Here is a 12,074-nt window from a genome sequence, read left to right as displayed (position 1 = left end):
TGTATTCACTGATCATACACTATCAGAACTAGACGCATTGCGTAACTACTCTTGTTTGACAATTTCTCGCCGGACAAACAAAGCTCGATAAACAGGTTCACCCCGCGATCTGACACTTGTTTCTCTTTCTGTAGGGACTGGTAGCGGATTTTTTGCTAGCCATTCTTCTGTGCCAAGTTTCTGAAAAGCTGGGTGAGCAGCAAAGCGATCGCGCATTTCCACTGCGACAAATTCTATATCGGATTGCAGCAATACAACTCCCCCAACCACAAGATAATTAGCTAATTCTGCTACTAATTCTGGTTGTACTACACGACGTTTGGCGTGGCGAGTTTTAAACCAAGGATCGGGAAATTGAATGGTAAGACGCTGCAAAGTTCCTGTGGGGAGGGAAGATAAGAGCGATCGCAGTGAATTATTCACATTGCAAAACAAATAGTGCAAATTTGTCAAACCCAATTCCGAGCGTAACTTATGCGCTTCCACCACCAGCGGTTCCCGAATTTCCAAACCGAGAAAATTCCAGTTGGGTTCTATCTTTGCCATATCCAACAAAAACCGTCCCTTAGCACAGCCAATATCTAGATGTAGCGGTTGGTTTGGCTTTGCATAAACTTTTTCCCATTCAAGGGGACTCGCTGGTGTTTGATACTTGTTGGCAAGTGGGTTAACATGTTGGCGGACTCGGACAGTTGCCAAAATTTACTCTCCTTTACGTAAAAATACCCTCTGATTTCCTTGAGCTTAAATAGAGTTTCGTCCCCTGATTTTTTCCCTTATCAGTTTGACAAAGCAAAAGCTATACTCAATCGGAAAATCGATTATATACTCCCATGACTGACAATTTACCACCCATTTATTTTTACATTCCCCAAAGCCAATGGCCTGATAATCGCATATTAGAGAATGCGGATCTTTACTGGCAGTGGCAAAATTCTCTGCGTTACGGTCAAGGGCGCTACAACTGGACTCTACAAACTTATCTTCACCTCAAACATCATGGATTCCCATGTCAACTGGTAGGAACTTTACCTCACGAAGGAATTATCTTGGCGCATCGTGATTTTTTGCCAGACAACCTACAACCAACACCAGAATTATTGATTGTTTGTTTGCGTGCAGATAGAAGTCATCACCCTTATGCACAGCTTCATATTATACAAAATACTCAAGATGAAATTACAAGACGCTCAGCCAGTCTTTGGCAAACCTACTTTATGCCCCACTGGCCTCAGTCGGGGCTAATTCCTCGTGATGATATACGTGGTGATCGATTTGAAAATGTTGCCTACTTTGGTCAAGTAGATAACTTGGTTTCGGAAATGCAAACAGATGCTTGGAAACGCCAAGTCAATGCCTTGGGTTTAAATTGGAATATTGTTAACTTTGAACGCTGGCACGACTACAGTGATGTTGATGTGGTAGTTGCCGTGCGTAGCTTTAATAACAATACATATAATCAGAAGCCAGCCTCTAAGTTGTATAATGCTTGGCACACTGGAGTTCCGATCATTCTTGGTCATGAATCTGCTTACCAATATGAGCGCAAAAGTGAACTAGATTATATCGAAGTCTCTTCCGTGGAAGAAATAATTACATCACTGAAACGTCTGCGTGACGACCATAAATTGCGTCAGGCAATGATAGAAAATGGTCATATTCGAGCCTCTCATAGTGGGGTTTTACAATTAACTACAAGGTGGCAAAACTTCTTAACAGACATAGCTACTCCTACCTATGAGCGCTGGCGGAGTGCATCAAGTTGGCAGCGCCAAATATTTTTGCAACGCCGTTACTTTAACTTGAAGGTAAATAATATTAAAGTTCGCTTTCAAAAGTTTTTTAAGTCTAGAAGTAGTTAAGAATTTTCTATGTAACTCATATAATTTCAAAAAGGTTACAAACAATAAGTTCTGATTAGTTAACGTGTACACACGTTTTTTAAAATTCAGAAATAGGATTTTACATTTTTAATTTTGATAAAGGTCTGAGCATCCGCTTCCAATGATCGGAACTTTATTGATTTTGAATTGGACTTGCCGTGTAATTGAAGCTTTATGTATATAAATGTTAAATGGACGCGTTCCTTAGCAGGGAAACAAAGCAAAGGTTATATTCTTTGGAAAAGAGTAGTTTTACCCTCTGCTTTTAACATTTTATTAAATCAATGGTTCTCAATTTTCGCTTTGCGATAGTCAGTGACTTACACCTCGCACTTCCCCACACAATCTGGAATCATCCCAGCCGTTTTCATTTGGTGGAAGTTAGTATCCCCGCCTTTGAAAGTGTACTAGAACATTTAACACAACTCGATTTAGATTTCCTCTTACTTCCAGGAGATTTAACTCAGCACGGCGAACCGGAAAACCATGCTTGGTTACAACAAAGATTAGCCCATCTACCTTTTCCCGTCTATGTGATTCCTGGTAATCATGACGTTCCTGTGCTGATGGCAGATCAGCAATCAATTGCTTTTGCCGATTTTCCCTATTATTACCCTAAATTTGGCTATGACAATCCACAGCAAATTTACTACACTCATCAGTTGTTACCTGGAGTTAGGCTAATTGGATTGAATTCTAACTCTTTTAATGACGAGGGTGAGCAGGTGGGGCGTTTGGATACCAAGCAGCTAAGGTGGTTAGAAGAAGTGCTAGCGGCGGCTGGTGATGAATTAGTCTTGGTGATGGTGCATCACAATGTTGTTGAGCATTTGCCCAATCAATCGCGTCACCCAATCGGAAATCGCTACATGTTGGAAAATGCGCCGGAACTATTGCAGATGCTACGACACTATGGAGTCAGGCTAGTGTTTACCGGGCATTTACATGTTCAGGATGTTGCCTGCTCAGAAGGCGTATATGATATCACCACTGGTTCTTTAGTCAGCTATCCTCATCCTTATCGGGTATTAGAGTTTCATCAAAATAACCAAGGTAGGGAATGGTTGCAAATCTTATCACATAGGGTAGAGTCAATACCTGATTTTCCCGACTTACAACAGTCATCGCGGCAGTGGATGGGCGATCGCTCTTTTCCTTTTATAATTAAGCTGCTAACTCATCCGCCCTTAAACTTACCATTGTCCCAAGCAAAAGAACTAGCTCCTGGTTTACGCGACTTCTGGGCAACTATTGCTGATGGCGATGCTGTTTTTGACTATCCTCACTTTCCATTAGAAGTGCGGCGCTACATTCAGACGTATGGTGCGTTTACGCAGCCCACAACAGGCATTGCTACTAGTGGAATTCCTACTCTGATTGATAACAACAGCACATTGTTACTGAGTAGTGAGTTGTGTTAGCGGTAGCGGGGCGTGGCCAGTCCGGAGTTTTTAGTTATGAGTTTTGAAATGAAAACTTGCTTTCAGGTCAACATTTGAGCGTGTCAGCTGAATCATACGTGTTTGGTTGAATGCTGATCATTAAAGACTGATGCAAAGGCACTCAGCACTCAGCACTGATTTGGCGGCAAATTCCAAATGCTGAAGTGTAGGCGTGTAGGAAAGTTCTACCACCAACTGGGCCAATTTCGCCGCCGCAGAAAAAGCCGCCAACAGGAATATCTTGAAGGTAGCGTCTAAATAGCTCAGAATCAAAATTGGGTTTTCCATATAGTCCTTCACCTCGCCCTAGACAAGCAAACATCAAAGCAGCTACGGCAGAGGGAGAGGGTTCAGTCTCTCGTTGGTGTTGATAGCTTTTTAAGAGTAATTCTAAGTCTTCGGCGGAGGCTTCGGCATCACGCAGATGGAATTGCAGGCGTTGGCCGGGACGGACGCGATCGCCAATTGCGATCGCCCCTGCTGTCGGATCTACTCCCAGTATGCCGCGAATTAAAAAGTCTCCTTGTTGCAAAGAAACTTTAAATTCATCCATTGCTACACCGACAAACAAAGAGTGTTGTGCCAGAGTCTTTTCTTTTTCGCTGAGAGTCGCAATCAAATCTCGCAATACCACCAGAGGTACTTGCTCATCCAACTCCAAGATAATATTGCGATCGGCTTTTGTGACCTGCAACGGTTTACCAATTGGTCGGCATCCTTGTGCCACAATTGTTTCCAGCACAATATTGCCACTTAAAGCTATACCAACTGTGCCGTCACGATACAGGCGATCGTTACAAAATAGGGCAATACGACCACCCATACCCCCACCGCTAGCTTGTCCACCCACGATCACCGATCCAGGATAAGCAAAATCCAGCCCCTGCAATAAGTCGTTAATTCCCGAAGAGAAAGAACTTGACAGCAAGATGAATTGGGGTGTCGGTGATGGTGGTACGCCAAGCAAATCTAACCAAGCATCTGGCGGACTATCTAAGTCGGGTAATTCTTCGGCAATAATATGAAAGACTTGCACCTTCACCCCTGGAAGATGCGCCAAAGTTAAGCTAATGGCTGGTTCAGCTTCCAGTTCTTGAGTTTGTCCACTAACTGTTGTTCCAATCACACCTCCACCACTACAGCCAATTAGCACTGGTACAGAAAGTTTCTCAGCCAATAAGGGTAAAAGTCGGGAATATTCACTCGTAAAAGCAGAGGAAATGAATACCAGCCCTAAATCTGGAGGTGCTGTTAACGATGAGACAGCTCGTTCCACCACATCTGTAACAGCTGCTTCCAAAGAATGACGGGTTGATAGGGCATTTGCCCACTGCATTTGGTCTGCCATGAGTTTTGGGCTTTTTTCTCTGTTTAGACTAGTAGTTTTTGATTCTTTAATTTTGAGAAGAATTGCATCTTAACAAGAGTTGACGCCAGCCCTTTGTATCTCCCAATCCCAGGAAGCTGGGGTTGTCATTCTCTAAATATATGCATCTAAAATATATTGTATGATTATTCATCTGTAGTACTGGCTCCACAAAATCTTAAAAGATAAAAGTGAATGCAGTATAGATGCGGCAGTTTCCTGTATTAGTATATGGATTATCAGGCTAAAACACTAACTTATCAGCTAAGTGATTAGAATGGTGAGACATAGAGCCAAAAACAGCCATTTTTGAAGTTTTTCTATACTAGTATTAACAACTCACAAAGAGACTAAAGCAATGACTAACATCCAAGAAAAAGCAAACAGCGACATTCAAGAAAAAATCCAAGAAGAAGTGGAAGAAGCTCGTGCTGTCTGTGATGCGGCAGGTAGTACCTCACCAGAGTGTGCTGCGGCTTGGGATGCAGTAGAAGAATTACAAGCCGAAGCTTCTCACAAGCGCCAAGGTAAACCAAAAAACTCTCTAGAACAGTACTGTGATGACAACCCAGATGCAGCTGAGTGCCGGGTTTACGAAGACTAGAAATTTATTTGGTAAACTTTCGCATCCTTTGGTCGGCAAGCAACCAAAGATCTATTGACCGATACCTTGCTCCTTCACGCCACTCCCACGCAAAATCTTACTTTCTCCGAAATATTTTCACCCAAATGGTGAAAACTCAGTGATTTATCTGGAGTTGGAGAAATTTAAGTCCTGTTCATTTGAGGACTTTGTTCTCTAAGAGGATCCTCTAGCTCCTAGAAAATAGAGATAGTTTGTCCGGAAGTGCCGAATCTAGAACAGATTAGGTTGGGTTTTGAAACTCTCCTTGAGTCTACTAGAGATAACAGCAAGATTTAAGTTGGGGATCTCTAGTTGCTTGTTTTTTATTTATATAGAAAGACGAAGGTGAAATTTCAGAAAATTATTCTCCTTCATCGGCGTAAACAACTGTACTACCTCTGTCTGGTTATAACTTGGATATAGTCCCAGTAATGCGGATAGCTTCTGGGCTGTTTGATTTGATTAAACTGTTATGTAAGATACATAAACTACTGGCTAGCTAACAGCTGACAGATATCTCGGTTATTGATACTCGCTTTTGATTAAAAATATTTTATTTATCTTCTGAGAAAAATTATGAATGATATTTGGCTTCGCCCTTTTGTTTGGATTGACTACCGACTGGCAGTGTTATTTGCCGTGATTATTCCCCTAATTCTCTTGATTTGGGCGTTTGTGCAAAAAGTGGAAGTGATACAACGCTTATTAGGTATTTACTGGCGAGTATCAAGCTTACTAGCAATCACGATTTATTTAATGATTGCCCAGTATCCAGTTAGCTTTATCTCTGGGTTGATGGGTCTGATACTGATCCCCATTTCATTATGGTTCTGGGTGGATCTAAACGATGAGATTGAGTATCAAACTAGTGGAGCATTAAAACTGGTTTTTACTTCTTGGCGCTGGGCTGTGAGTGTTTATTGTATTTTGAACACGCTAGCTTTTATACCTTTTCTAGGTTGTGCTTTTTCCAAAAATGTGATTAATGCTTCCTATTGTCGTCTCTGGTTCGAGGCTCCATCACTATTCAAAGAATATTTTCATCCTAATACCAAGCCTGGTTTCTTAGGCTTTCTTGCCATAATTAGTTTAGTAGTTTATGTAATATACTTAAGCTACTTTGTCCTGATCAAGCTGGGCAAGCAGGGACGCTCAGCTACACAACAGTAATCGTCGCTGCACTACTGAAATATTCAAAATTCAAAAAATGAATTTTATTTGCAAGCGACTGGAACAATACACTGCCAAACGTCAGCAAGAAGTCTTAATTGTTACGGTAGAAATTGCTGATGAACAGGATGAAATTGCTGTTTTTAGAGGCTTTTCCAGTTCTTTAATGCGCCCAACAGCATTTGATGCAGATGTGCCTGTGCTGCCAGATGGAGCAAAAATTCTCAGCATTGACCGCATAGCAAGTCCTTACAATCCTGAAGCACCTCGTTATATTCAACAAGGACTCTCTTGGGAAGCTATGCAGGCTCTATTATCAGAAGTAGGTGTTTAGGGACTTCCAAGAAATAAATTATCCAAGAAAACTAACACCGTATTTGCTTGTGCTTCTGCCGTCGCAGCTTTACATTGGTTACGCGATCGCCAACACTTAAGCGGGAGCAACGCTCTAACAGTGAGGTGCTAAAATCTAGGACGTATATAGCTTGTTTCAGGATGCGTAGGCGTAGCCCAACCTAGGCATCGCAACTAAAAAACCAGATTTTGTTGAGAAGCGTCCGCGTAGGATTGTTGCAAGCCCCGACGATCCCGATTTTGATGAGAAGGTTCAAGTAGCGATTCGCCAAAAGGTAGAAGCAGCAGTAAGCAGTACTCAGCAGGCTAACACTGCATTGGATCTGACCGACCAACAGTGATCTGTGTCAGGACTTACGCAAGTGTCACAAAAATCTCAATTTTTTGTTTGTAGTGAGGACTAAAGTCCTTACTACGAACTTCAAATAATATGCCAGTTGCGTAAGTCCTGTGTGTGACAAAATATCGCGTATGGGCTACTCGTGGTTTAAATTTAAAAAATGTCCCGTTCTGGATACACACTCCCCGTATTTGCTTGTGCTTCTGCTGTTGCAGCTTTACATTGGTTATGCGATCGCCAATCCTTAAGCGTAGTATCGGTAGATTTGATTGAACCAGCCCAAATCGCTGAAATACCAATTGAACAGGTAGCAGGACTATCCCAGAGCATGGCTTTGGCAATTACTCGCAGTGAGCCGGGTGATAATCTTGACTTGACTAGAAATACACCGATTTGGTCAATGGTGGAATGGCGAGAAGAGGGGGAAGAAGCTGTAATTATTCAAGGGGGGGAAGGAATTGGTAGGCAGATGAATGCAGGTGATCAGCCGGCTATTTATGCTTATGCTCATCGGCTATTACAAGAGAATTTGCGTCGTTTACTAACACCGGGAGAGAAAATCACGGTGACGATTATTTTACCGGAGGGGCGATCGCTTGCTGTTCGTACCTCAAATGCAGCCTTCGGTGTTGTTGAAGGACTTTCTCTTTTGGGAACAAGCGGCATTTCTCAGCCTTTGAGTACACCTGATCAGCTTGCAGCTTTTCGGGCCGAGTTACAAAATAAAGCCAGTCGTTTTGAAAGTTTGGTATTCTGTATTGGGGAGAATGGCCTAGATTTGGCGCGGAAACTAGGTATTAATCCAGAGCAATTAGTAAAAACTGCTAACTGGCTTGGGCCAATGTTGGTAGAAGCTGATGTACTGAAAGTTAAAGAAATCTTATTATTTGGCTATCACGGCAAACTGATGAAACTGGCTGGGGGGATTTTTCACACTCATCACCACGTTGCTGATGGACGCCGGGAAATTCTGGCAGCGCATTGTGCCCTAGCCGGGTTAAATTCGTCAGATATACAAGTAGTATTTGATAGTGCTACTGCTGAAGCAGCACTGACATACTTACGATCGCTCGATGCTTCAACTGGCAGCGATTGGGTAAATCAAGTTTATAGTGCGATCGCTTCAACCATTGATGCTCGTTGCCAAGAATACATCCAAAGCCATAGTGACCGGGATGTACAGGTAATTGTGTGTGGCTCTATTCTGTTTGACCGCGATCGCAAAATTATCGTGAAGAGTAAAACTGCTGGCCTGCTGATGGGGAAACTATGTTAATTTATTATGAATAATCGTAAACAATCCAAATAAATAATTTTTGCAGTAGCCACTCTAGGGTAAATTTATCGTTTTAATACCATCTCAGATTCACAAGCTCAGCAGACGTACTTAAGTTTGCGTTTGCAGAAATTCTTCATCCCATTATCAGCCTGACCAGGCAGCGAAATGGTGACACGTTAGACCCCAGAGCGACGATTTATCCCTAACAGACATACATCTACCGGTCATGAATACAGCGGTGACTCTACTAACAGAACAAGCGCCTCAAGCACTAGAAAACATTAGGCGACTTGATCGCCAATTGGTTGTGATTCTGGACTTCGGTTCTCAATATTCCGAACTGATTGCCCGTCGCATCCGCGAAACTCAAGTATATTCAGAAGTCTTGTCCTATCGTACTACAGCTGCACATTTACGCCAACTCAATCCTAAAGGGATCATCTTTTCGGGTGGGCCGAGTTCAGTTTATAGTGAGAATGCTCCTCATTGTGACCCAGAAATCTGGAACTTGGGAATACCTATTTTAGGTGTCTGCTACGGTATGCAGCTGATGGTCAGCCAACTCGGCGGGGAAGTGGCCAAGGCTGAGCGAGGCGAGTATGGCAAAGCATCATTATATATTGATGATCCCACAGACTTGCTGACTAATGTTGAAGATGGCACTACCATGTGGATGAGTCACGGAGACTCAGTTACACAAATGCCACCAGGGTTTGAATTGCTGGCACATACAGAAAATACTCCTTGTGCTGCCATTGCAGACCACGAAAGGAAACTTTATGGCGTTCAGTTCCATCCAGAAGTAGTACATTCGATTGGTGGTTTGGCATTAATCCGTAACTTTGTCTACCACATCTGCGACTGTGAACCAACTTGGACAACAGCGGCTTTTGTCGAAGAAGCAATTCGGGAAATTCGCGCTAGAGTTGGCGAAAAGCGGGTGTTGTTGGCACTGTCTGGGGGAGTAGATTCTTCTACCCTGGCCTTCTTGCTGTATAAAGCAATCGGGGATCAGCTGACTTGCGTGTTTATCGATCAAGGCTTTATGCGTAAATTAGAGCCAGAACGATTACTGAAACTATTTAAAGAACAATTTCATATTCCGGTAGAGTATGTAAATGCTCGCGATCGCTTCTTGGCGATGGTCACTGGTGTTACAGATCCCGAAGAAAAACGCCGTCGCATCGGGCATGAATTCATTAGTGTGTTTGAAGAAACATCTAAACGCCTCGGTCAGTTTGACTATTTGGCTCAAGGCACTCTTTACCCAGATGTGATCGAATCGGCTGACACCAATGTTGATCCGCAAACTGGTGAACGGGTAGCAGTGAAAATCAAGAGTCATCACAATGTTGGCGGTTTGCCCAAAGACCTGCGATTTAAACTAGTAGAACCGCTGCGGAAACTGTTTAAGGATGAAGTCCGCAAAGTAGGGCGTTCTATTGGTTTACCAGAAGAAATTGTTCAACGGCAACCTTTCCCCGGCCCTGGTTTAGCGATTCGCATCCTAGGCGAAGTAACCGCTGAACGGTTAAACATTTTGCGCGATGCAGATTTGATTGTGCGGCAAGAAATTAACCAACGCGGCATGTATCATGATTTTTGGCAAGCGTTTGCTGTATTGCTACCGATTCGCAGTGTGGGGGTTATGGGGGATAAACGTACCTATGCTTATCCAATCGTCTTGCGGATTGTTACCAGTGAAGATGGTATGACTGCTGATTGGGCACGTGTGCCTTACGATGTGCTGGAAGTGATTTCCACGCGGATTGTGAATGAGGTCAAAGGTGTGAATCGGGTTGTTTATGATATCACTTCCAAGCCGCCTGGAACTATTGAGTGGGAATGATTTAAACGCAAAGGAGCGCAGGGATTAATGCAGCGAAAAGTTCCGCGTTCGCATAAGCGTTCCGAAGGAAAGCCGGGAAACCCAGCGTAGGAAACTTTTCAAGACAAAATAGCGCAGAGGATTTATTTTTTCTCTGCGCTATTTGACTTGTGGAAGATTAATGCGATCGCGTATTTGATTTGCTGTCATTGTTGCATAGCAGGGAATAGCCTTTCAAGGCTATAGGACTAACCCTTTCAATTTGTTGTAGACCGACGAGGTAACTCAAACACCTATTTTTTCAAAAGGGCTAGTCCTAATTCTAAATTTAGCTAAATTTAATTCTTTACTGGTGTGGCAGTGTCCCTAACAGCAGTTTTTTGACGTAATATTTCCACTGCTCTAGCGAATTGAGGATCTGCTAGTGTGCCGAGTTTTTCACGCTCATTAAGCCACAAGTCCTGTCGCTGGGCATCGGTTAAATCCACCTTGACATCTGGATCAACGCCATGCTTATTAATATCTTTACCACTAGGGGTATGGTATTTAGCAATTGTTACTGCCAATCCTGAGCCATCTTCCAAGGGACGCACTGATTGTACCAAGCCCTTACCAAAGGTTTGAGTCCCTACAACAGTGGCACGTTTATTATCTTGCAACGCTCCTGAGAGAATTTCGCTAGCACTGGCTGAACCTTTATCCACCAGCACCACCATTGGTCTATTCGTCAAAGCCCTACCGTTAGCCTCTTCCCGCTCTTGCTCACCCTGACGGTCAATAGTAGAGACAATTGTGCCTCTATCCATCCACATTCGAGCAATTTCTACACTAGAGAATAGCAAGCCGCCTGGATTACCACGCAGATCCAGAATATATGCAGATACCTGTTTGGCTTCTAAATCTTTGATAGCATTCTGCATTTCTTTACCAGCATTAGCGCTAAACTGATTTAGGCGAATGTAGCCAATGTTACCCGCTGGAGTTTGCTTTTGGGAGTAGCGTACCGGATGAATTTCAATCCGCGCTCGTTTGATGTCAAACTGTTTTGTCTGACCATTACGCTGAATAGTCAAGTTAACTTGCGTTCCTGCTTCACCTCGAATTAGTGATACCGCTTGATTGGTATCCATTCCCTTAGTACTTTTGCCGTTGATGCTGAGGATGACATCCTTGGACAAAATCCCGGCTTTAAAGGCTGGCGTATCCTCAATTGGCGCAATTACAACCAGCTGTTTCGTTTTTTCATCCTGACTGATTGTGATCCCAATCCCTGTCAATTCTCCAGAGGTATCAACCTGCATATTCTTGAATTCTTCTGGATCCATAAACCGAGTGTATGGGTCTTCTAGCTTTTTAAGCATCTCCCGGATGGACTTATAAGCTTCTTGTTGATTACTGTAGGACTTGCCCAAGTATTCTTTACGAACAGCCTGCCAATCTACCTGATTGAAAGTGCCATCTACGTAATTTCGGTATATAATTTGCCATACATCATCCACCAATGCTTTAGGACTTTCTTTAAATAAAGCCTGACCTCGCGAGTGAATGCCAAGACTAGTAACAGCAATTGTGGAGAGTGTCACTGCCGTAGCACCCAAAACAAGCCTACTTTTTGTAATCACCATAATGACAGCTGCGTCAGAGGGAAAATTTATAGTCAGTATGCTCAATCTAACACAGGGTAAACTGTACAGACTGAGCATGTGTTCTTAGTTTAAACAAATTACTTGACAATGCGGCTACCTTAGTGGTTGCCGATGCAAAATCTTGGGGATGGGGCATGGGGC

General features: G+C 43.1%; 10 protein-coding genes. 7 read left to right on the top strand and 3 right to left on the bottom strand.

Annotated elements, in window-relative coordinates:
* Positions 1–45 precede the first annotated feature (45 nt).
* Complete coding sequence (trmB, locus tag IQ246_RS06020; RefSeq protein ID WP_194001066.1) at positions 46–699, bottom strand: tRNA (guanosine(46)-N7)-methyltransferase TrmB; 654 nt, start codon at positions 697–699, stop codon at positions 46–48.
* 134 nt (positions 700–833) lie between these two features.
* On the opposite strand from trmB, the gene IQ246_RS06015 reads away from it, so the two are divergent.
* Positions 834–1,862 (top strand): hypothetical protein, encoded by a 1,029-nt coding sequence (locus tag IQ246_RS06015; RefSeq protein WP_194001065.1) that lies wholly within the window; start codon positions 834–836, stop codon positions 1,860–1,862.
* A 305-nt stretch (positions 1,863–2,167) separates the two neighbouring features.
* On the top strand, positions 2,168–3,304 hold the full coding sequence (locus tag IQ246_RS06010) for a metallophosphoesterase (protein WP_194001064.1): 1,137 nt from the start codon (positions 2,168–2,170) through the stop codon (positions 3,302–3,304).
* Between the two features lie 142 nt (positions 3,305–3,446).
* On the opposite strand, the gene IQ246_RS06005 is transcribed toward IQ246_RS06010, so the two are convergent.
* A complete protein-coding gene (locus IQ246_RS06005) occupies positions 3,447–4,673 on the bottom strand; it encodes an FIST N-terminal domain-containing protein (protein ID WP_194001063.1) in 1,227 nt (408 codons plus the stop codon).
* Positions 4,674–5,049: 376 nt separating this feature from the next.
* Here IQ246_RS06005 and IQ246_RS06000 point away from each other — a divergent pair, with 376 nt between their 5' ends.
* The 5 genes from IQ246_RS06000 to guaA all read left to right on the top strand — a co-directional run bounded on the left by IQ246_RS06000 (position 5,050) and on the right by guaA (position 10,308).
* Entirely contained in the window at positions 5,050–5,295 is a 246-nt protein-coding gene (locus IQ246_RS06000; RefSeq protein WP_194001062.1) for a Calvin cycle protein CP12, read from the top strand.
* A gap of 597 nt (positions 5,296–5,892) precedes the next feature.
* Positions 5,893–6,486, top strand: coding sequence for a DUF3177 family protein (locus IQ246_RS05995; RefSeq protein ID WP_208492029.1), 594 nt, complete (start codon positions 5,893–5,895; stop codon positions 6,484–6,486).
* 37 nt (positions 6,487–6,523) lie between these two features.
* Positions 6,524–6,820 (top strand): hypothetical protein, encoded by a 297-nt coding sequence (locus IQ246_RS05990; protein WP_194001061.1) that lies wholly within the window; start codon positions 6,524–6,526, stop codon positions 6,818–6,820.
* A gap of 520 nt (positions 6,821–7,340) precedes the next feature.
* A complete protein-coding gene (gene cbiD, locus IQ246_RS05985) occupies positions 7,341–8,456 on the top strand; it encodes a cobalt-precorrin-5B (C(1))-methyltransferase CbiD (RefSeq protein WP_194001060.1) in 1,116 nt (371 codons plus the stop codon).
* 229 nt (positions 8,457–8,685) lie between these two features.
* Positions 8,686–10,308: a glutamine-hydrolyzing GMP synthase gene (guaA, locus tag IQ246_RS05980; protein WP_194001059.1), complete on the top strand. Its 1,623-nt coding sequence runs from the start codon at positions 8,686–8,688 to the stop codon at positions 10,306–10,308.
* A gap of 317 nt (positions 10,309–10,625) precedes the next feature.
* On the opposite strand, the gene ctpC is transcribed toward guaA, so the two are convergent.
* Positions 10,626–11,912, bottom strand: coding sequence for a carboxyl-terminal processing protease CtpC (gene ctpC, locus IQ246_RS05975; protein WP_194001057.1), 1,287 nt, complete (start codon positions 11,910–11,912; stop codon positions 10,626–10,628).
* Positions 11,913–12,074: the final 162 nt, after the last annotated feature.

It is taken from the genome of aff. Roholtiella sp. LEGE 12411 (assembly GCF_015206995.1).
Taxonomy (GTDB): Bacteria; Cyanobacteriota; Cyanobacteriia; order Cyanobacteriales; family Nostocaceae; genus Komarekiella.
Note: the sequence above shows the minus strand (reverse complement) of the source record. Positions and strands in the feature narration are given on the sequence as shown.

What these genes read in the sequence shown, in the direction of transcription:
- IQ246_RS06015 (WP_194001065.1), top strand. Translation starts at nt 834, where the DNA reads ATGACTGACAATTTACCACCCATTTATTTTTACATTCCCCAAAGCCAA.
- IQ246_RS06010 (WP_194001064.1), top strand. Translation starts at nt 2,168, where the DNA reads ATGGTTCTCAATTTTCGCTTTGCGATAGTCAGTGACTTACACCTCGCA.
- IQ246_RS06005 (WP_194001063.1), bottom strand. Translation starts at nt 4,673, where the DNA reads ATGGCAGACCAAATGCAGTGGGCAAATGCCCTATCAACCCGTCATTCT.
- IQ246_RS06000 (WP_194001062.1), top strand. Translation starts at nt 5,050, where the DNA reads ATGACTAACATCCAAGAAAAAGCAAACAGCGACATTCAAGAAAAAATC.
- IQ246_RS05995 (WP_208492029.1), top strand. Translation starts at nt 5,893, where the DNA reads ATGAATGATATTTGGCTTCGCCCTTTTGTTTGGATTGACTACCGACTG.
- IQ246_RS05990 (WP_194001061.1), top strand. Translation starts at nt 6,524, where the DNA reads ATGAATTTTATTTGCAAGCGACTGGAACAATACACTGCCAAACGTCAG.
- cbiD (WP_194001060.1), top strand. Translation starts at nt 7,341, where the DNA reads ATGTCCCGTTCTGGATACACACTCCCCGTATTTGCTTGTGCTTCTGCT.
- guaA (WP_194001059.1), top strand. Translation starts at nt 8,686, where the DNA reads ATGAATACAGCGGTGACTCTACTAACAGAACAAGCGCCTCAAGCACTA.
- ctpC (WP_194001057.1), bottom strand. Translation starts at nt 11,912, where the DNA reads ATGGTGATTACAAAAAGTAGGCTTGTTTTGGGTGCTACGGCAGTGACA.